Source organism: Streptomyces sp. NPDC025651, from assembly GCF_055558735.1.
This window is the reverse complement of the sequence record NZ_JBVHLZ010000015.1, coordinates 53,369-72,008: the sequence shown is the minus strand read 5'-3', so window position 1 is coordinate 72,008 and position 18,640 is coordinate 53,369. Positions and strand designations below refer to the sequence as shown.

The 18,640-nt window shown below is 71.6% G+C and carries 17 protein-coding genes; 9 read left to right on the top strand and 8 right to left on the bottom strand.

What is annotated here, in order from left to right; translation table 11 throughout:
- Positions 1–88: 88 nt before the first annotated feature.
- On the bottom strand, positions 89–1,807 hold the full coding sequence (locus ACZ4D5_RS38010; protein ID WP_467777041.1) for a carboxylesterase/lipase family protein: 1,719 nt from the start codon (positions 1,805–1,807) through the stop codon (positions 89–91).
- Positions 1,807–4,290, bottom strand: coding sequence for a beta-glucosidase (locus tag ACZ4D5_RS38005; protein WP_467777040.1), 2,484 nt, complete (start codon positions 4,288–4,290; stop codon positions 1,807–1,809). Before ACZ4D5_RS38005 ends, ACZ4D5_RS38010 begins: the two co-directional genes overlap by 1 nt.
- 311 nt (positions 4,291–4,601) lie before the next feature.
- Here ACZ4D5_RS38005 and ACZ4D5_RS38000 point away from each other — a divergent pair, with 311 nt between their 5' ends.
- Positions 4,602–4,679, top strand: coding sequence for a 50S ribosomal protein bL37 (locus ACZ4D5_RS38000; RefSeq protein WP_370443954.1), 78 nt, complete (start codon positions 4,602–4,604; stop codon positions 4,677–4,679).
- A gap of 63 nt (positions 4,680–4,742) precedes the next feature.
- On the opposite strand, the gene ACZ4D5_RS37995 is transcribed toward ACZ4D5_RS38000, so the two are convergent.
- Together ACZ4D5_RS37995 and ACZ4D5_RS37990 are read right to left on the bottom strand one after the other, a co-directional pair.
- Positions 4,743–6,014, bottom strand: a complete 1,272-nt coding sequence (locus ACZ4D5_RS37995) for a phosphatase PAP2 family protein (RefSeq protein ID WP_467777039.1) — start codon at positions 6,012–6,014, stop codon at positions 4,743–4,745.
- 306 nt (positions 6,015–6,320) lie between these two features.
- Positions 6,321–6,773 carry a DUF4442 domain-containing protein gene (locus tag ACZ4D5_RS37990; RefSeq protein WP_467777038.1) on the bottom strand — a complete coding sequence of 151 codons (453 nt, stop codon included), beginning with the start codon at positions 6,771–6,773 and terminating at the stop codon, positions 6,321–6,323.
- 103 nt (positions 6,774–6,876) lie between these two features.
- On the opposite strand from ACZ4D5_RS37990, the gene ACZ4D5_RS37985 reads away from it, so the two are divergent.
- The 5 genes from ACZ4D5_RS37985 to ACZ4D5_RS37965 all read left to right on the top strand — a co-directional run bounded on the left by ACZ4D5_RS37985 (position 6,877) and on the right by ACZ4D5_RS37965 (position 12,014).
- On the top strand, positions 6,877–7,869 hold the full coding sequence (locus ACZ4D5_RS37985; RefSeq protein ID WP_467777037.1) for a DUF8017 domain-containing protein: 993 nt from the start codon (positions 6,877–6,879) through the stop codon (positions 7,867–7,869).
- 81 nt (positions 7,870–7,950) lie between these two features.
- On the top strand, positions 7,951–8,985 hold the full coding sequence (locus tag ACZ4D5_RS37980; protein WP_467777036.1) for a DUF8017 domain-containing protein: 1,035 nt from the start codon (positions 7,951–7,953) through the stop codon (positions 8,983–8,985).
- Positions 8,986–9,096: 111 nt separating this feature from the next.
- Positions 9,097–10,194 (top strand): DUF8017 domain-containing protein, encoded by a 1,098-nt coding sequence (locus tag ACZ4D5_RS37975; protein WP_467777035.1) that lies wholly within the window; start codon positions 9,097–9,099, stop codon positions 10,192–10,194.
- A 132-nt stretch (positions 10,195–10,326) separates the two neighbouring features.
- On the top strand, positions 10,327–10,644 hold the full coding sequence (locus ACZ4D5_RS37970; RefSeq protein WP_467777034.1) for a hypothetical protein: 318 nt from the start codon (positions 10,327–10,329) through the stop codon (positions 10,642–10,644).
- A gap of 71 nt (positions 10,645–10,715) precedes the next feature.
- Positions 10,716–12,014 carry an MFS transporter gene (locus ACZ4D5_RS37965; RefSeq protein ID WP_467777033.1) on the top strand — a complete coding sequence of 433 codons (1,299 nt, stop codon included), beginning with the start codon at positions 10,716–10,718 and terminating at the stop codon, positions 12,012–12,014.
- Here ACZ4D5_RS37965 and ACZ4D5_RS37960 read toward each other — a convergent pair.
- The 3 genes from ACZ4D5_RS37960 to ACZ4D5_RS37950 all read right to left on the bottom strand — a co-directional run bounded on the left by ACZ4D5_RS37960 (position 11,976) and on the right by ACZ4D5_RS37950 (position 15,117).
- A complete protein-coding gene (locus ACZ4D5_RS37960) occupies positions 11,976–12,872 on the bottom strand; it encodes a spermidine synthase (protein ID WP_467777032.1) in 897 nt (298 codons plus the stop codon). The genes ACZ4D5_RS37965 and ACZ4D5_RS37960 overlap by 39 nt on opposite strands.
- A 60-nt stretch (positions 12,873–12,932) precedes the next feature.
- Positions 12,933–14,102, bottom strand: coding sequence for an elongation factor Tu (gene tuf / locus ACZ4D5_RS37955; RefSeq protein ID WP_467777031.1), 1,170 nt, complete (start codon positions 14,100–14,102; stop codon positions 12,933–12,935).
- Positions 14,103–14,418: 316 nt separating this feature from the next.
- Positions 14,419–15,117, bottom strand: a complete 699-nt coding sequence (locus ACZ4D5_RS37950; RefSeq protein ID WP_467777030.1) for a DNA alkylation repair protein — start codon at positions 15,115–15,117, stop codon at positions 14,419–14,421.
- A gap of 49 nt (positions 15,118–15,166) precedes the next feature.
- Between ACZ4D5_RS37950 and ACZ4D5_RS37945 the strand changes: the two genes are divergently transcribed.
- Entirely contained in the window at positions 15,167–15,871 is a 705-nt protein-coding gene (locus ACZ4D5_RS37945; protein WP_467777029.1) for a TVP38/TMEM64 family protein, read from the top strand.
- Positions 15,872–15,889: 18 nt separating this feature from the next.
- Here ACZ4D5_RS37945 and ACZ4D5_RS37940 read toward each other — a convergent pair whose 3' ends face one another.
- Positions 15,890–17,059 carry a thiolase family protein gene (locus ACZ4D5_RS37940; protein WP_467777028.1) on the bottom strand — a complete coding sequence of 390 codons (1,170 nt, stop codon included), beginning with the start codon at positions 17,057–17,059 and terminating at the stop codon, positions 15,890–15,892.
- A gap of 104 nt (positions 17,060–17,163) precedes the next feature.
- Here ACZ4D5_RS37940 and ACZ4D5_RS37935 point away from each other — a divergent pair, with 104 nt between their 5' ends.
- Together ACZ4D5_RS37935 and ACZ4D5_RS37930 are read left to right on the top strand one after the other, a co-directional pair.
- A complete protein-coding gene (locus ACZ4D5_RS37935; RefSeq protein WP_467777027.1) occupies positions 17,164–17,634 on the top strand; it encodes a winged helix-turn-helix transcriptional regulator in 471 nt (156 codons plus the stop codon).
- Positions 17,635–17,766: 132 nt separating this feature from the next.
- Positions 17,767–18,639, top strand: a complete 873-nt coding sequence (locus tag ACZ4D5_RS37930; protein ID WP_467777026.1) for an undecaprenyl-diphosphate phosphatase — start codon at positions 17,767–17,769, stop codon at positions 18,637–18,639.
- The last annotated feature ends 1 nt before the right edge of the window (position 18,640 follow it).

Here is an 18,640-nt window from a genome sequence, read left to right as displayed (position 1 = left end):
CCGGTTCCTCCCGTGGTTCGAATTGCCAGTGCCCGGCGTGCGCGCCCCCCCCTCGGCCGCGCACGCCGGGCAGCCTACCCGGCTGCGATCACCTGGCCGGAACGGCGTCCCAGAGATCGCACCGGTGTTCGTCGCCCACGGTCGTGCTGATCGCGGTCCCGCCGGCCGAGGCGGTGCGCAGCGAGAGCACCCGTCCTGGCCGCTCCCGCTGGTCGGGCGCGGTCGGCCCGCCGTCGGCGCGCGGCACTCCGTCGCGGATGAAGGAGCCCCAGTACCGGACCATCTGCCGTGAGAGCGCCCGCTGTTCGGCGTTCAGCGGCGTCGGCAGGCCGAAGTGCTTGAAGAGGTACTGGACTTCGTTGACGTGCGTCGCGCCGAAGTCGAAGTCGGTGCCCAGCTCGCGCAGTGACGCAAAGGGCGGCGAGGTGCGGTCCGCGAACTCGTAGGCGTAGACGGGCCCGCGGGCCGCGAGCGCGGTGTTCAGGCGCAGCGCCGGGCAGGCGAACGACCGGTCCCCGACCGCCGCGCCGTAGGCGTGCGTCGGCGAGGCGTGCTCCGCGAGCGGGTAGGCGGCGCGGACACGGCCGCCGAGTTCGGGCCCGTAGGCGTCGGTGAGCGCCCGCGGGTACTGCTCGGCGGTGAGCGGCTCGCCCTGCCCGTCGTACCGCGAGAAGGCGTAGAGGCTTCCTTCGTCGCTGTTCGCGCCGTTCAGGACGGGCACGCGGGCGGCGCCGCCGTTCGCGTACGCCTCCCCCGGCTGCCTCGGCAGGAAGGCGCCGCCGACGACCGGGCCCCAGTCGAAGCCGGCCTGCGCGGCGAGGATGTCCTCGGCGGGCTTGGCGCGCAGGCAGGCGAGCGCCGTCCTCGGGTCCGGGCAGCCCGCCTTCTTCGCGAAGGCCGCACCGTCGCGGGTGGCGCGCTCGCGCGCGCGGCCCGCGCAGTCGCCGTACGCGCCGCTCTCCACGATGCCCGCGCGGTAGAGGCCGCGGGCGGTGGGCGAGGCGATCAGGGTGCACACGGAGCGGCCGCCCGCGGACTCGCCCGCGATGGTCACGCGGTCGGCGTCGCCGCCGAACCGGCCGATCTCGGCCCGCACCCAGCGCAGGGCGGCCTGCTGGTCGAGGAGGCCGTAGTTGCCCGATACCCCGTCGGACGCCTCGCCGTCGAGCCCGTCGGCCCCCTCGGTGGCGAGGAAACCCATGGCGCCGAGACGGTAGTTGACGGTCACGACGACCGTGCCGGTGCGGCGGGCGAAGGTGTCGGGCACGATGTCCTCGCCCGCGCCCGCGGTCAGCCCGCCACCGTGCAGCCACACCATCACGGGGCGCTTGTGCGCGCCTCCGTGGCCCTCGGGGGCGTAGACGTTGAGGGACAGGCAGTCCTCGGTGTGACTGGGGTTCTCGTAGCCCGGGTCCCAACTGGCGCTCTGTACGCAGCGGTTGCCGAACGCCGTGGCCTGACGCACCCCGTCCCACGGCTCGGCGGGCCGCGGCTCCTTCCAGCGCAGGTCGCCGACGGGTCGGCGCGCGTACGGAATCCCGAGGAACTGCCGTCCCTCGGCGGTGGATTCGCCGCGGATCCAGCCCGCCCGGGTGCGCACGAGCGTGCCGCCGTCCACGTCGGTCGTGGAGCTCTCGGCCGCGGAGCCGGCCGCCCCCGCCGGCTGCGGCACGAGGGTGGCCGCGGCGGCCGCCGCCAGGACGGCGGCGACCGACGCGGCGCGCCGTATCCGGCTCCTGCCCCGCCTCGCGCCCGCCCTGCTCCCTCTGCTCGCCCTGTTCCCTCTGCTCGCCCTGCTTCTTCTCATCAACCGGCTCCCTTGATGTCGATGCTCGCGGAGAGGATCACGTCACGTGCGGAAGTGCCCACTTGGACGGTTCGACGGCCGGTGCCGAGCACCCAGCCGGGGAGCTTCACGTCCCACGCCGACAGGGTCCGCTCGTCGACGCGCACGGTGACGCGCCGCCGCTCCCCCGCCCTCAGCTCGATCCGCCGATAGCCGGCGAGCACCCGCGCCTGTTTCATCCGCAGGTCGGGAGAGGGCCCGAGGTACACCTGCGCGACGCTCACCCCGTCGCGCACCCCCGTGTTGCGCACGACGAAGCTCACGTCGACGCCGGGCCCGGAGACGCGACGCACCGTCAGATCCGTGTAGGAGAAGGTGGTGTACGACAGGCCGTGCCCGAAGGGGAAGAGCGGCCGCACCCCTTCGGCGTCGTACCAGCGGTACCCGACGTGGATGCCCTCCGAGTACTCCTCGACGCCGTCGACCCCCGGATAGCGTCGCGGATTCCCTGCCGTCGGATGGTGCTGGTCGTCCACCGGGAAGGACTGGGTGAGCCGTCCTCCGGGGTCGCAGTCCCCGAACAGGACGGCGGCGGTGGCGGCCGCGCCCTCCTGCCCGGGGTAGTACATCTGCAGCACGGCGGCGGTCCGCTCCAGCCACGGCATGGAGGTGGCCGACGAGGTGTTCAGGACCACCGTGGTGCGCGGGTTGGCGGCGGCCACCGCCCTGATCAGCGCCTCCTGGTGGCCGGGCAGGGCGAGCCGGGTGCGGTCCTGGCCCTCGGTGGCGTCCTCGTACGCGAACAGGACGACGCTGTGCGCGCCGCGCGCCGCCCGCACCGCCTCGGCGACGTCCGCCGCGCGCGTGGCTCCGGTGACGCGGCGGATCCGGAACGTCTGGCCGTGCTCGCCGCCCTTCGCCTTGATCGTCAGCCGGTGCACGCCGCGCGTGAGGACCTCGGTCGCGCGGCGCACCTGCAGCCCGTCGGGGGCGGTGGAGACGAGGCCGCCGGAGAAGAACTCACCGATGCCGGGCACCGGCGGGAAGAGTTCGGCGCCGTCCAGTTCGACCTTGGGCCGCTCGCCCGAGTAGTGGATGACGAACGTCCACTCGTCGGGCTCGTCGAGCGTCAGGGTCCCTTCGTACGTCCACTCCCTGCCCGCGGCGACCTCCTGGCCCTCCGGGTCGAGGCCTGCGCCGAGCGCCGCCTCGGGGATCGCCCTGCCGTAGAGGTCCTCGCCCAGTGCGTACGTGACCCGGGCGCCGCGCCCGGCGCGGGCGGTGATGGCGTCGAGCGGGCTCTCCGCGCGGTCGGGGATCACATGGGCGCTGCCGCCGCCGCTGACGAACGGATGGCGGCCGGTGGGCCCGACGACGGCGATGTCACGGGCGGCTCGGCCCGTCAGCGGCAGGGCCCCGTCCACGTTGCGCAGCAGGGTGGCGCCGGCCTTGGCGACGTCGAGGGCGACGACGGCGCCGGCCGCGGGGTCGCGCTCCGGGCGCCGCGGCGGCTTGCCTTCGAGCAGCCCGAACCGCTCCATGACGCCGAGGATCCGCCGCACGGAGCGGTCGACGTGCGCCTCGGGAACGCTGCCGTCCTCGACGGCCCGCTTCAGGGCGCCGCCGAAGTAGAGGTCGCCCGGCATCTCCATGTCGAGCCCCGCGGCGAGGGAGGCGGCGGTGCTGTGCTGCGCGAACCAGTCGGTCATCACCCAGCCCGAAAAGCCCCAGCGCTCGCGCAGGACGTCGTCGAGCAGGGCCTTGTTCTCGCAGGCGAAGGTGCCGTTGACCTTGTTGTACGCGCCCATCACGGCGCCGGTGCCCGCGGCGACGGCCGCCTCGAAGCCGCGCAGCTCCGTCTCGTGCATCGTCCGCTCGTCGGCCCGCACGTCGATGGACATGCGGTCCTTCTCCTGGTTGTTCAGGGTGAAGTGCTTGACGGTCGCGATGAGGCCCTCGCCCTGGATGCCCTTGATCTCCTCGGCGACCAGATCGGCGGCGAGCAGCGGGTCCTCGCCGAAGGTCTCGAAGTTGCGGCCCGCGTACGGGGTGCGGATGAGGTTGACCATCGGCGAGAGCAGCACGTCCTGCCCCAGGGCGCGGCCCTCGCGGCCGATGCACTGGCCGTAGCGGAGGGCGAGCGCGGGGTCGAAGGCGGAGGCGAGCAGGACGGGCGCGGGCAGGGCGGTGGCGCGGGCGGTGACGCGGACGCCCGCGGGTCCGTCGGCGAGCCGCAGCGGAGGGATGCCCAGGCGCGGCACTCCGGGGACGTATCCGGCCTGGCCGAGGTTCTTCGGGTCCCGTGCGCCGTGCAGCAGGGAGATCTTCTCGTCGAGGGTGAGCTTGCCGAGCAGGGACTCGACGCGGGGACCCGCGCCGGGGCCCCGTCTGGCCCCGGCGGCCGCGTGCGAGGGCACCGCGAGACCGGCGGTGGCCGCGGCGGCCACCGCGATCGCGCCGCCGAGCAGCCCGAGGGCGGAGCGGCGGGACACGGAGTCGGACATGAGCCGTCACTTCCTTCTGTGCCTTCTGTGCGCGGACACGGCCTTGCGAGGCGAAGCGTGTACACGTGCCAATGGCGGGTCGCCGTTCGGCCTTTGAACGCACTATGCGACAAGACGGACTTGACACACCGTTAGACACCACGAGGAGCGGCGGGAAAACTACGACCGGAGATGACTCGTGTCAATGACTTGAACACGCCACGCACTCCAGGAGTGACGCAGACCACAACATCGCGACGCGTGGCTCTGGGTAGGCGGCGCGTGATCGCCCGGGCCTTCCCGGGAGCAACACCAGCACCAAGGAGGTAGCGATGTCCTCGAAGCGACGCCGCAAGAAGAAGGCCCGCCGCAAGAACGGCGCGAACCACGGCAGCCGTCCCCAGTCCTGAGGACGCGCAACGCCTCGGGGGCGGCACCGGACGGTGCCGCCCCCGAGGCGTTCACATCTGCGCTCAGACCAGCTCGGGCGCCGGTTCCGGCTTCGGGACCGGCACGGCCTTCGGCTGCCACATGCGCATGGTCCTCATGTAGCCGTAGATGACCGAGGCCATCGCCAGAACGAGAAGCGGTCCGAACAGCCACGGAATCCGGGCCATTTCCATCGGAATGAAGCGATAGGAAAGCAGCATCGCGGTGAAGACCGCAGCGCCGTACACGACCAACTGAATTCCCGACCGGTCCCAACCGCGGTCGTACGCACGCAGTGCCGCGTCGATCGTGAGCGTGAAGACCACGCCGGAAATGATGTCCGCGCCGTAGTGGTAGCCGAATCCCAGCGTGGCGCCGAGCGTGGTGATCAGCCAGAACACCCCGCCGTAGCGCAGCAGGCGCGGACCCTTGCGGGAGTGGATGAAGATCGCGGTCGCCCACGCGGTGTGCAGGCTGGGCATGCAGTTGCGCGGCGTGATCTCGTCGAACGGCATGTGCTGCGGGGTGACGAGCGCGGGCGTGGTGTCCGGCCACAGGTGGGCCACCGCCCAGTGGGTGCCGTCGGCTCCGTAGGCGAAGATCGGCCCGACCACCGGGAAGATCATGTAAATGCCGGGGCCGAGCAGGCCGATCACCAGGAACGTGCGCACCAGGTGGTGGACGGGGAAGGCGCGCTCCTTCGCCACGTTGCGCAGCTGGTAGAGCGCGACGGCGACCGCGGCCACCGCGAGCTGGATGTAGACCCAGTCGAGGACGTGCGCGCCGACCGAACCGGTGGCCTCGACGATCTTGCCCGCCACCCACGAGGGGTTGCCCAGCGCGTGGTCGGCGGTCGCCACGTACTGATCGAGGACCATGGGGCGGGTCTTCGAGGTGATGAGCAGCCAGGCGTCACCGGTCTTGCGGCCGGCCACGAGGAGCAGGCCGAGGCCGACGCCCTTCAGCAACAGGACGCGTTCCGGCCCGGTGCGGCGGGTGACGGCGATGACGGCGACGGCGATGATCACCCAGAGGGCGCCGTTGCCGAACATCATCTTGGCGTCGACGATCCATCGCACCAGGAAGAAGACGAGGTCGATGCCGACGGCGACGCCGATCGCGATGAACCGCTGCCGCCAGGTGAGCACCACCAGCATCAGGCCCATGCTGGCGTACAGCAGCGGGCCCGACTTGGGGGCGAAGATCACCTCGCGCGCCTGATTGGTGATCGGCCCGGGCATGCCGTAGTGACGGGCGGCGATCTCCAACGCGATGAAGAAGGCGAGGGCCACCACACCGGCCGCGGTCCACAGCATCACCCGTGGCTGACGCCACGCGGCGAACGCAGTTCTGCAGTTTATTCGCGAAAGCACCCGCGACACTATAGATCTCGTTTTCTTGGTCGTTTTGTCCGGTGTTAGTTAGCTAAGTCACTCTTTGCGCCGCTCGGCGTAAGTCGAGACATGCTAACGGAGCACCGCGGGACGAGCCTCGCCGGTCACCGGGCCACCCTCGATGGAGTGACCGTCCGTGGTCGACCCGTCACCCGGTGCGGGGAAAACGAAAAGGCGCCGCGACATTGTCGCGGCGCCTTTTACCTCACTGATTTCCAGTGAATTCGCTCAGCTATGGGGACGCAGCGTCCACACCACGGTCATTTCGCCGGTCACCGCGCCGTCCTCGCGCTGGATCGCGACGGCGACGGGGAATTCGGGACGCTTTCCCTCGTCCAGTTCCGCGATCACGTCGGCGGCCGGGCGGCCGAGCGTCGCCGTGGCCGTCACGGGGCCCATCGCGAGCTTCTTGTACGAGATCTCGGCGCTGACGGCGAGCGGCACGGCGCGCGAGAGCTCGGCCCCGAAGGCGGCGAGGACGATGGCCCCGCTCGCGGACTCGCCCAGCGTGAACATGGCACCGGCGTGCGGGCCGCCGACGTGGTTGTGGTAGTCGGCCTGATCGGGAAGGGCCACCACGGCCCGCTCCGGCGCGGTCTCACGGAACTCGAGGTTCAGCGTCCTGGCCATCGGAACCGTGGCGGCGAGCATCTCGCCGATCGACATCTGGTCTGCGCTCATGGCAGCGATGTTACCCACCGGTAGCGTTCCTTGGCCAGGGCCTCCGCCGCGGAGATCCAGGACCCTCCGCCACGGAGATCACCGTCACCTATCGTTGACGCCCATGTGGCAAGGACAGCAGCCGCCCGGGGGCGAGCCGAACCAGCCGAACCAGGGGCAGAACCCGTACCAGCAGCCGGGGTACCAGCAGCCCGACCCCTATGAGCAGCAGGCTCCGTGGAACGCCCCGACGGTGCCCGGCACCCCGCAGGGCGCCGCGCCCGAACCTCCGCGGGGCGGCAACGGCGGTGGCGGTGGCGGCGACAGGACCAAGCTGGTCGCCCTCGTCGCGGCCGGCGCCGTCGTGGTCGCCGCGGGCGTCACCGGCTTCCTGCTCCTCGGCGGCGACAAGGACGACACCGCGAAGCCCGACCCCGCCACGTCCTCCGCCTCGCCCGGCCCGACCGCCTCCGACGACTCCCGTCCCCGTACCGGCGACGGGATGCCCGAGCCGACCGTGCCCGGCTGGAAGGTCGTCGTGAACCCCAAGCGGGGCATCGCCTTCGACGTGCCCGCCGACTGGTCCCTGGAGTCGAGGGACTGGGCCGGCGGTGTCGTGGAGGCCGAGGACGCCGAGGACGAGAACGCCGAGTTCCTCGCCGCGTACGCCGCTCCCGCGCACTTCAAGGAGAAGTGGTGCGCGAGCGACGACGACAAGGACGGCGAGAAGGACTACACGTCCCTCGCCTCCGCGGGCACGCGCGGCAACCGCGGCGCCAGGAGCCCCGAGGAGGCCGCCCGCAAGGACGCGACCGGCTGGGTCTACGGCGCGTACACACAGCCCGACAAGAGCAAGGTCACCACCGGCCCCGTCGAGCCCTACACCACCAAGTCGGGCCTCAAGGGCAGCCTGGTGAGCGCCAGTTCGCAGGGCGCGGCGAAGCGGGACAAGTGCGACTCCGACGGCAAGGCCACGGTCTTCGCCTTCAAGGACTCCGGCGGCGAGTTCGCCTCCTGGTCCTTCCACGGCGCCAAGGGCGTCGCGGACGAACTCCCGGACGCCACCGTGCAGAAGATCCTCGCGACGGTGCGCGAGTACGAGCCGGGCGAGAGCTGACGGGCCCCGGGGGAGCGGCGTGTTCCGCTCCCCCGGGGCGGCTGTGATCTTGCGTGATCGTTCCCCGTATCGTTTCCCGCCATGTGGCCAGGACAGCAGCCGCCCGGGGGCGAGCAGAACCCGCAGGACCAGAGTCAGAACCCGTACCAACAGCCGGGGTACCAGCAGCCGAATCCCTATCAGCAGCCGGGATATCAGGCGCCCAACCCCTACCAGCAGCCCGCGGCCGGGCAGCCGGGGCAGTGGAGCACGCCGACCGTCCCGGCAGGCGTGCCGCAGGCCCCTGCCGGGGGCGGCGGAAGCGGCGGCGGCCGCAACAAGGTCAAGATCATCTCGATCGTGGCGGCGGCGGCCGTGGTCGTGGCCGCCGGAGTGACCGGCCTCCTGGTGCTCGGCGGCAGCGACGACAAGGACACCAAGGCCGACTCCCCCGCGCGGCCCGAGGCCAAGGAGCCGAGCGCCCCCGCGGGCGACGGCGAGGGCGACGACAGCGAGCGCGGCACGGACAACGGCCTCAAGCCGACCGTCAAGGGCTGGAAGGTCGTCGTGAACCCCAGGTGGGGCACCGCCTTCGACGTACCGCCCGAGTGGGAGATCCAGAACCCCGGCTCGGCGATCGCCTTCGAGGACAACAAGACCGGCAAGCCGCTGATGACCATGTCGGCGCCCGCGTATCTGAAGTCCACGTGGTGCACCGCCGACGACGACAAGGACGGCAGGACCGAGGACCACGAACTCGCGGCCGTGGGGACCAAGGGCGCCAAGGGCGCGAAGAACACCGACGAGGTCGCGGTCAACCAGGTCGGGTGGTGGATCTACGCCGCCTACACGCAGCCGGACAAGAAGAGCTTCACCTCCGACGAGAAGGCCGAGCCGTTCACCACGAAGTCCGGCATCAAGGGCAGCATCGCCTGGGCCAGGTCCAAGAACACGCCCATGCGGGGCAAGTGCGCCACGGACGGCAAGGCGATCACCTTCGGCTTCAAGAACTCCGCGGGCGACTACGTGGCCTGGAGCCTCTACGGCGCCACCGGAGTCGAGGACGAGATCCCCGAGGCGACCGTGATGAAGATCCTGAGCACGGTGCGCACCCACGGCGAGCCCACGGAATCCTGACGCTTTCGGCCGCTTTCTCCGTACGCTCCCCACACCCCCGGCGCTCCGGTGCCCCGTCCCGCGGGGGCGCCCGTGGCACCGGGGCCCCCGGCACCTCTATGGTTACTGGCCATGTGGCCAGAACAGCAGCCGCCCGGGGGCGAGCAGAACCCGCAGGACCAGAGTCAGAACCCGTACCAGCAGCCGGGGTACCAGCAGCCGAATCCCTATCAGCAGCCGGGGTACCAGCAGCAGCCGCCCGCGGGTGGCTACCAGCAGCCCCCGGCGGGTGGCTACCAGCAGCCGCAGTCGGGCGGCTTCTCGCAGCCCGAGCAGTCGCAGTGGGCGGCGCCGACACCGCCGCCCATGCCGACGCAGCAGCTGAACGGCGGCGGCCAGGGCGGTGGCGGCGACAACAAGACGAAGATCACCGCGATCGTCGCGTCGCTCGCCGTGCTGGTGGCGGCCGGCGTCACCGGCTTCCTGGTCCTCGGTGGCGGCGACGACAAGAAGGACGACGAGGCGGGCCCCGCGAAGCCCTCGAAGTCCGTGTCGAAGAAGCCGAGCCCGACGGCGAGCGACGACGGGAACGCCCGCGGCGAGGGCGGCGTGGACAAGGCCACGATCCCCGGCTGGCAGGTCGTGGTGAACCCCAAGTGGGGCACCGCCTTCGACGTGCCTCCCGACTGGAAGGTCGAGACGCCGGACACCTTCATCGCCTTCGACGACCGCAAGGACAAGGGCGCGAAGACCATCATCGGCATGTCCGCGCCCGCGGTCTACAAAGAGAAGTGGTGCACGTCCGACGACGACAAGGACGGCGAGCCCGACGACACGTCGCTCGCCACGGTCGGCACGAAGGGCCAGAACGGCGCCAAGAACACCCAGGACATCGCGCGCAACGACTCGGCTTGGTGGGTCTTCGGCGGCTACACCGAGCAGACCAAGGCCGACAAGAAGAAGATCAAGATCGGCAAGATCGAGGACTACACCACCAAGTCCGGCATCAAGGGCAGCCTCGCGACGTCGACGACGTCCGGTGCCGCGACGTCGGCCAAGTGCGACTCCGAGGGCAAGGCCACCACGTTCGGCTTCAAGAACGAGGCCGGCGAGTACGTGGCCTGGACCCTCTACGGCGCCAAGGGCGTCAAGGAGGAAATCTCCGACGCCACGGTCAAGAAGATTCTCGCCACCGTGCGGTGGAGCGAGGCCGCGTCCGACGAGTCCTGAGTCATGTCGTATACATGATCAGACACACTCCGGATCAGACGCACTCCGGCCGAGTCCGGGTTCAACTCGGGTTCGGCTTCGGGTTCCGGAGTGCGTCGACACGCCAACTCAAGATCGATACAGGGGAAGAACATGAAGAGCCGAGTCATGACCGGACTCGCCGTGGCGGCCGCGCTGGCGGCCGCCGTTCCCGTCGCCGGTGCGAGCTCCGCTTCCGCGGCCGACTTCAAGTGCAACGCGGACAGCCAGCGCATGAAGACCATCGACGGTACTCCGCTGCGGAACTGGATCCACGAGAGCTCGCCGCTCCGCGGCTTCCTCAACGCGGGGGCCAAGGTCGTCACCACCCAGCGGTGCGTGAACAGCAAGGGCAATGTCTGGTACCACGTCGACCACGTGGGCAGCTCCAAGACCGGCTACGCCTACTCGGGTCACCTGCGCAGGTACTGACCCCGCAGTGCGGAGCGGGCGGCGGGAGAATCCATTTGGCAAGTCGGACTCCTGCCGGGGATAGTCCCGGGATGACGACTCCCGCCCCCGCACCGCGCCGCAAGCCCGCCTGGGCGGGCCGCAACTACACACTGCTGACCGCCGCCGCGATCGTGACGAACCTCGGAAGCCACGGGGCGTTGATCGCGGCGGCGTTCGCGGTTCTGGAGGCGGGCGGCGACGGCGGTGACGTCGGACTGGTGGCCGCCGCGCGCACACTGCCGCTGGTCCTCTTCCTGCTCATCGGCGGCGCCGTCGCCGACCGGCTGCCGCGCCACCACGTCATGGTCGCCGCCAACGCCCTCAACTGCCTCTCCCAGGCGGCGTTCGCCGTGCTCGTCATCGCGGGCGATCCGCAGCTGTGGCAGATGATGCTGCTCACCGGCCTCGGCGGCATCGGCCAGGCCTTCTTCGGGCCCGCGGCCGAGGGCATGCTGATGTCGTCGGTCAGCGGCGAACAGGTCAGCCGGGCGTTCGCGCTGTACCGGATGGCGATGCAGGGCGCGGGCCTGGGCGGTGCCGCGCTCGGCGGCCTGATGGTCGCGGCGATCGGGCCCGGCTGGGTGCTCGCCGTGGACGCCGCGGCGTTCGCGGTCGCCGGTGCGCTGCGCTCCTTCCTCGACGTCGGCCACATCCCGGAGCGCGCCCCCGGCGGCGGACTCCTCGCCGATCTGCGGGACGGCTGGCGGGAGTTCACCGGGCGGCCCTGGCTGTGGTCGATCGTGGCGCAGTTCTCGGTGGTGGTCGCGGTGGTCGGCGCCGCCGAGTCGGTGTTCGGGCCGCTGGTGGCGCGCGACGAACTGGGCGGCGCGGGGCCGTGGGGCCTGGCGCTCGGCGCGTTCGGGGCGGGCACGGTCGGCGGCGCGATCCTGATGATGCGGTGGAAGCCGCGGCGGCTGCTGTTCGCGGGCACCCTCTGCGTCTTCCCGCTGGCCGCACCCTCGGCGGCGCTCGCGGTGCCGCTGCCGGTCGCGGGGCTCGTCGCGGTGATGTTCGTCACCGGAGTGGCGATCGAGGTGTTCGGCGTCTCCTGGATGACCGCGATGCACCAGGAGATCCCGGAGGAGAAGCTGTCGCGCGTCGCCGCTTACGACTGGTTCGGTTCGATCGCGATGGTGCCCCTGGCGACCGCGCTCGCAGGGCCCGCGGAGTCGGCGTTCGGGCGCACGCCCTCGCTGTGGGGATGCGCGGCGCTGGTGGTCATGGTGACGGCCGCGGTGCTCTTCGTCCCCGACGTGCGCCACCTGACGCGGCGCACGAAGGAAGTGGCGGCCGCGGGCGCGCAGGTGGCTTCAACCGATGCTGAAGGCGCCGTCGGGCGGCTCGGGTGAGGGGACCGCGTCCTCGTCGCGGACAGCCTTCGCGTCGCCGATGAGGCGCCGCAGCGCGTCGCCGTACTCCACGCGCGCCGGGAAGACGTCGGACGCCGCGCGCCGGGCCAGCGCCACCACGTCGATCGGCGCGTGCGAGGCGACGAGCACCGCGTTCCCGAACCGGCGCCCGCGCAGCACCGACGGCTCGGCGATCAGCGCGAGCTCCTCGAAGACCTGGGCGAAGGTGGCCAGTTGGGAGCGGAGGAAGGCGAAGGGCGCGCCGTCGGCGAGGTTCGCGGTGTAGTGGCCGCCGGGGCGCAGCACGCGGTCGGCGGTCCTCGCGTACGCGACCGTGGTGAGGTGCGCGGGCACGCGGGAGCCGCCGAAGACGTCGGCGACCAGGATGTCGGCGCTGTCGTCGGGCGCGGAGTCCAGCCACGCCCTGGCATCGGCCCCGTGCACGGCGATGCCGCTCCCTTCCGCCAAGGGCAGCCGCTCGGTGACCAGTCGGAGCAGCCCGCGGTCCGCCTCGACGACGTCCTGCCGGGAGCCGGGGCGGGTGGCGGCGAGGTAGCGGGGCAGGGTGAGGGCTCCCCCGCCGAGGTGGACGACGTCCAGCGGGCGCTCCGGCTCGGCCGCGGTGTCCAGGACGTGGGCGAGCCGCTGGGCGTACTCGAACTCCAGGTGCGTGGGCGCGTCCAGGTCCACGTACGACTGAGGCGCCCCGTCCACGGTCAGCAACCATGCCCGCGGCCGGTCGACGTCGGGCATCAACTTGGCGGTGCCGTGGTCGACTTCGCGCAGCACGGGCACGGCTTCGGCCTCGCTCCCGCCCTCGCCCTGACCCTCGAACTCATGCTCGTCCACGCCCTCCATTGTGCCCCTCCGCCCCGGGGGTCCGGTTCCCCCGGGGCGGACGGGAGGGGGTGCGGCCCGTCAGGCGAGACCCGTCACGGTGCCCGCGCCGACGGTGCGGCCGCCCTCGCGGATCGCGAAGCCGAGGCCCGTCTCCAGCGGTACGTCACGGCCGAGTTCGACCGTCATCGTGACCGTGTCGCCGGGGTGGGCGACGGCCGCTTCGCCGAGGTCGACGTCGCCGACCACGTCCGCGGTGCGGATGTAGAACTGCGGCCGGTACCCGGTGGCGATCGGCGTCGTGCGGCCGCCCTCGCGCGCCGACAGGACGTACACCTGCGCGGTGAAGCGCCTGCTCGGACTGGTGCTGCCGGGCGCCGCGACGACATGGCCGCGTCGTACGGCGTCGCGTGGCAGACCACGCAGCAGCAGCGCCACGTTGTCGCCCGCCTGCGCCTCCTCCATGGGCTTGCCGAAGGTCTCCAGGCCGGTGACCACCGTCTCGGTGTCCGCGCCGAGCACCTCCACGCGGTCGCCGATGCGGACCGTGCCGCGCTCAACCGCACCGGTGACGACGGTGCCGCGCCCGGTGATGGTGAGCACGTTCTCGACAGGCAGGAGAAAGGGCGCGTCGAGGTATCGCTCGGGCATCGGCACGTACGTGTCGACGGCGTCGAGCAGCGCCTCGACGGCGGCCGTCCACCGCGGGTCACCCTCCAGGGCCTTGAGGCCGGAGACGCGGACGACGGGGACCGAGTCCCCTCCGTACCCGTGCGAGGAGAGCAGGTCGCGGACCTCCAGCTCGACGAGGTCGGCGAGCTCCTCGTCGCCCGCGTCGGCCTTGTTGAGGGCGACGACGATGTGGTCGACGCCGACCTGGCGGGCGAGCAGCACGTGTTCGGCGGTCTGCGGCATGATCCCGTCGAGCGCGGAGACCACGAGGATCGCCCCGTCGAGCTGCGCGGCCCCGGTGACCATGTTCTTCACGTAGTCGGCGTGGCCGGGCATGTCCACGTGCGCGTAGTGCCGGGTGTCCGTCTCGTACTCGACGTGGGCGATGTTGATGGTGATGCCGCGCTGCGCCTCCTCGGGCGCGCGGTCGATGCGGACGAAGGGCACGAACGTGCCGGTGCCGCGCTCGCTGAGGACCTTGGTGATGGCGGCGGTCAGGGTGGTCTTGCCGTGGTCGACGTGGCCCATGGTGCCGATGTTCAGGTGCGGCTTGGTGCGTACGTATGCCGTCTTGGGCATGGCTGTTCCTTCCAGGAACAAAGAGTGATGGCCTCCTTGGATGAGGCGGGGACCCCGGTACCGCGCCGACCCTCCCCCTGCGGGGTCCGCCGGAATGTCCGGAGAGGGTCAGCTTCGGGCGCCGTCGAATGCGGCGACGGGGAGGACGGCAGCCTTCACCGCGCCCGCGACTGCGGGCGTATCTGTGAGGAAGGCGTGCCGGAACATGACGCCGATCATTGCCCAAGGACGCGGGCGCGTCGAATGAATTTCGGCCCGCAACGGCGCGCCCGTGCCGAAGAGTTGCGCTCGGGACGCGCGAAGAGCGGGGCGGGACTCAGAGGTTCTTCAGCGCCTCCCGCACCGAAAGCGGCGCGAGCCTGCCCCGCTCCGCTTCGACGAAGGCGCGCACCGCGTCCGGGTCGGTCTTGGCGTACTCCCGAAGGCACCAGCCGATCGCCTTGCGGACGAAGAAGTCGGGGTGCCCGGACCGGCGCACGCAGTAGGCGAAGAGCCGGTCGGCGTCGGTGGCCGTCTTGTGGCGGAGCTGGTGGAGCAGGGCGGTGCGGACCACCCACAGGTTCTCGTCCTCGATCCACTCGTCCATGACGGACCGCAGCTCCGGGTCGGCCGCGACCAGGCCGCCGACGACATGCGCGGCGAGCAGGTCGACGGTGTCCCACCAGGAGTGCGTCGTCACGAGGTGCCGGGCGACCGGCAGGAAGCCGGACGAGCAGCGCTTCACGTGGCGGCGCAGATAGTCGACGGCGAAGTAGGCGTACTCGCGCTCGGGCAGCTCCCAGCAGCGCAGCGCGAGAGCCGCGCAGTCCGCCTCGTCCGGGCGCGGGGTCCCGGCGAGGACGGCGCGGGCCAGGTCACGCCGCTCGGGCGAGCTCAGGCCGAGGAAGGGGGCGACGTCCTTCATGTACGCCTTCATCCGCACGGCCCGCCGCGGATCGGCCGCCGCGGAGTAGCTCGCGACGAGCCGTTCGAGGACCGTGTCGGCCAGGTCACTTCCCGGGACTGTGACGCTCATGAGACGCACCATACGGCGATCAGACACATGAGCCGGTTAGTCTTCCCGGATGTTCGAGACCGCAACCGCCCGCCCGCAGGGCTTCGCCGTGCGCTGCACCAGGGCCCTGCTGTCGCCGTGGTCGCGGCTGTCCCTGCTCGTGGTGCTGCTCGCCGCGGCCGGGACGTGCGTGCTGCTCTTCGAACCGCAGCGGATCCTGTCCGACGGGTGGCCGGCGCAGCTCGGCGGCGCCACGGCGGTCGCCCTGTACGCCGTGGCGTACGGGGCGTGCACCGCCGCGTTCGTGCCACGTCCGCTGCTCAATCTGGCGGCGGGCGCGCTCTTCGGCTCGCAGGCGGGGCTCGTCGCGGCGATCGCGGGCACGGTGCTCGGCGCGGGGATCGCCTTCGGGCTCGGCCGGATGCTCGGCCAGGACGCGCTGCGGCCGCTGCTGCGGGGCCGCTGGTTGAAGGCCGCGGACGGCCAGCTCAGCCGGCACGGCTTCCGGTCGATGCTGGCGGTGCGGCTCTTTCCCGGTGTGCCGTTCGCCGCGGCGAACTACTGCGCGGCGGTGTCCCGGATGGGCTGGCTGCCGTTCCTGCTCGCCACGGGCCTGGGCTCGATCCCGAACACGGCCGCGTACGTCGTCGCGGGCGCCCGCGCGTCGACGCCGACGTCGCCCGCCTTCCTGATCGCGATGGGGTTCATCGCGGTGACGGGGCTCGGCGGGGTGGCGGTGGCGTGGTTCAAGCGCCATCACCTGCGCGGCCGCTGACCCGTCACCGCGAATCCGTCACAGGGCTTCGAGGACCGTCGCGTTGGCGAGGCCGCCCGCCTCGCACATGGTCTGCAGGGCGTAGCGCGCGCCGCGGGCCCGCATCGCGTGGACGAGCGTGGTCATCAGGCGGGTGCCGCTGGCGCCCAGCGGGTGGCCGAGCGCGATGGCACCGCCGTGCACGTTGACCTTCGCCGGGTCGGCGCCGGTCTCCTGCAGCCAGGCGAGGACGACGCTCGCGAAGGCCTCGTTGACCTCGAAGAGGTCGATGTCGTCGAGGGTCAGTGAGGCCTTGCGCAGCACCTTCTCGGTGGCGGGCAGGATGCCGGTGAGCATGAGCAGCGGGTCGGAGCCGGTGACGGCGAAGCTGTGCAGCCTGGCGAGCGGGCGCAGGCCGAGGCGGGCGGCGTTCTCGCTGGTGGTGATGAGGACGGCGGACGCCCCGTCGTTGATGGGGCTGGAGTTGCCTGCCGTCACCGACCAGTCGATCTGCGGGAAGCGCTCGCCGAAGTGCGGGTCGTAGTAGGCGGGCTTGAGCCCCGCGAGGACCTCGGGGGTGGTGGCGGGGCGTACGGACTCGTCGCGTGTGAGGCCCGCGATCGGCGCGGTCTCCGCGTCCAGGAGACCGGCGTCCCAGGCGCGGGCGGCCCGCTGGTGCGAGGCCGTGGCGAACTCGTCCATGCGCGCGCGCCCGATGGACCACTTGGCGGCGATGAGCTCGGCGCTGATGCCCTGCGGGACCAGCCCTTCCGGATAGCGCGCGGCGACGCCGGGCCCGAACGGGTCGGCGCCCGGGGGCACGTTCGACCACATCGGTACGCGGCTCATCGACTCCACGCCGCAGGCCACGACCACGTCGTACGCGCCCGACATGACGCCCTGCGCCGCGAAGTGCACGGCCTGCTGCGAGGAGCCGCACTGGCGGTCGACGGTGGTGGCGGGCACGGACTCGGGGAAGCCGGCCGACAGGACGGCGTAGCGGGTGGTGTTCATGGCCTGCTCGGCGACCTGGTCGACGGTGCCGCCGATCACGTCGTCGACCAGGGCCGGGTCTATCCCGGTGCGTTCGACGAGGGTGCGCAGGGTGTGGGCGAGGAGCTCGACCGGGTGGACGGAGGCGAGGGCGCCGTTGGGCTTGCCCTTGCCTACGGGGGTGCGTACGGCTTCGACGACGACGGCGTCACGCATGGTGCGGCCTCTTTCGGCTACCAGTGAGTAGGAAATCCAAACTCACCATAGCGAGGTGAGTTGGAAATTCAAACCCTCTCCTCTCCGCCCCCTAGACTGCGCGCATGAAGGATCCGCGCCCCTGCTCCATCGCCGACGCCCTCGCCCTCGTCGGCGAGAAGTACTCCCTGCTCGTGCTGCGCGAGGTGTGCCTCGGCAACGAGCGCTTCGACCAGTTGGTACGCAACATCGGCGCGCCCCGCGACGTCCTCGCCACGCGCCTTCGCCGCCTCGTGGAGGCCGGCGTCCTGGAGAAGGTGGCCTACAGCGAGCACCCGCGGCGCTTCCTGTACCGGCCGACGCGGGCCGGTCTCGAACTGGAGCCCGTCCTGATGACCCTCATGGCGTGGGGCGACCGCCACCTGCGGGGCGAGGACGGCCGCCCGATGATCCTCGAACACTCCTGCGGCCACGAACTGGCCCCGGTGGTGACCTGCTCGGCCTGCGGCGAGGCGGTCCGCCACGACGATCTGACGGCGCATCCCCAGACGCCGGGGTGGACGGCGGCGGGCCCCTCCGCGACGCCGCCCAAGTGATCCGGGTCGGCCCTCCCACGGTCTCGTAACCCAAGCCCGCTACGCTGCCCCCACGACGAGGGACATGATCACCCCTCGTGCCCCGGCATTCCGCCTCAGTCACACCACAGTTACTTGGACGGCGCAGCTTTCATGTCTTGGCTTGAATCCTTCATCCTCGGGCTCGTCCAGGGACTGACCGAGTTCCTCCCGATCTCCTCCAGCGCGCATCTGCGGCTGACCGCGGCGTTCGCGGGCTGGCACGACCCCGGGGCGGCGTTCACGGCGATCACGCAGATCGGCACCGAGACCGCCGTGCTGATCTACTTCCGCAAGGACATCGCGCGCATCATCTCGGCGTGGTTCGGCTCGCTCGTCGGCAAGGTGCCGCGCTCGGACCACGACGCGCAGATGGGCTGGCTGGTCATCGTGGGCTCCATCCCGATCGGCGTCCTCGGCGTCACGCTCAAGGACCAGATCGAGGGTCCCTTCCGGGACCTCCGCCTGATCGCCACCACGCTGATCGTGATGGGCATCGTCCTCGGCATCGCCGACCGCCTGGCGGCCCGCGACGAGACGGGCGGCAAGCACCGCGCCGTACGCCGCCGCAAGGACCTCAAGGAACTGGGCGTCAAAGACGGCCTGATCTTCGGCGTCTGCCAGGCCATGGCCCTGATCCCCGGCGTCTCCCGCTCGGGCGCCACGATCAGCGGCGGCCTCCTGATGGGCTACACCCGCGAGGCCGCGGCCCGCTACTCCTTCCTCCTCGCCATCCCCGCCGTCCTCGCCTCCGGCGCCTACGAGCTGAAGGACGCGGGCGAGGGCCACGTCTCCTGGGGCCCGACGATCTTCGCCACGATCATCGCCTTCGTGGTCGGCTATGCGGTCATCGCGTGGTTCATGAAGTTCATCACGACCAAGAGCTTCATGCCGTTCGTCTACTACCGGATCCTGCTCGGCATCGTCCTGATCGTGCTGGTGGCGACCGGGGCGCTGAGTCCGCACGCGGGGGAATCGGCGGGGTGAC

Bases quoted from the DNA above. Each gene is read 5' to 3' on its own strand.
- ACZ4D5_RS38010 (WP_467777041.1), bottom strand. From the start codon at position 1,807: ATGAGAAGAAGCAGGGCGAGCAGAGGGAACAGGGCGAGCAGAGGGAGC.
- ACZ4D5_RS38005 (WP_467777040.1), bottom strand. From the start codon at position 4,290: ATGTCCGACTCCGTGTCCCGCCGCTCCGCCCTCGGGCTGCTCGGCGGC.
- ACZ4D5_RS38000 (WP_370443954.1), top strand. From the start codon at position 4,602: ATGTCCTCGAAGCGACGCCGCAAGAAGAAGGCCCGCCGCAAGAACGGC.
- ACZ4D5_RS37995 (WP_467777039.1), bottom strand. From the start codon at position 6,014: ATGCTGTGGACCGCGGCCGGTGTGGTGGCCCTCGCCTTCTTCATCGCG.
- ACZ4D5_RS37990 (WP_467777038.1), bottom strand. From the start codon at position 6,773: ATGAGCGCAGACCAGATGTCGATCGGCGAGATGCTCGCCGCCACGGTT.
- ACZ4D5_RS37985 (WP_467777037.1), top strand. From the start codon at position 6,877: ATGTGGCAAGGACAGCAGCCGCCCGGGGGCGAGCCGAACCAGCCGAAC.
- ACZ4D5_RS37980 (WP_467777036.1), top strand. From the start codon at position 7,951: ATGTGGCCAGGACAGCAGCCGCCCGGGGGCGAGCAGAACCCGCAGGAC.
- ACZ4D5_RS37975 (WP_467777035.1), top strand. From the start codon at position 9,097: ATGTGGCCAGAACAGCAGCCGCCCGGGGGCGAGCAGAACCCGCAGGAC.
- ACZ4D5_RS37970 (WP_467777034.1), top strand. From the start codon at position 10,327: ATGAAGAGCCGAGTCATGACCGGACTCGCCGTGGCGGCCGCGCTGGCG.
- ACZ4D5_RS37965 (WP_467777033.1), top strand. From the start codon at position 10,716: ATGACGACTCCCGCCCCCGCACCGCGCCGCAAGCCCGCCTGGGCGGGC.
- ACZ4D5_RS37960 (WP_467777032.1), bottom strand. From the start codon at position 12,872: ATGGAGGGCGTGGACGAGCATGAGTTCGAGGGTCAGGGCGAGGGCGGG.
- tuf (WP_467777031.1), bottom strand. From the start codon at position 14,102: ATGCCCAAGACGGCATACGTACGCACCAAGCCGCACCTGAACATCGGC.
- ACZ4D5_RS37950 (WP_467777030.1), bottom strand. From the start codon at position 15,117: ATGAGCGTCACAGTCCCGGGAAGTGACCTGGCCGACACGGTCCTCGAA.
- ACZ4D5_RS37945 (WP_467777029.1), top strand. From the start codon at position 15,167: ATGTTCGAGACCGCAACCGCCCGCCCGCAGGGCTTCGCCGTGCGCTGC.
- ACZ4D5_RS37940 (WP_467777028.1), bottom strand. From the start codon at position 17,059: ATGCGTGACGCCGTCGTCGTCGAAGCCGTACGCACCCCCGTAGGCAAG.
- ACZ4D5_RS37935 (WP_467777027.1), top strand. From the start codon at position 17,164: ATGAAGGATCCGCGCCCCTGCTCCATCGCCGACGCCCTCGCCCTCGTC.
- ACZ4D5_RS37930 (WP_467777026.1), top strand. From the start codon at position 17,767: ATGTCTTGGCTTGAATCCTTCATCCTCGGGCTCGTCCAGGGACTGACC.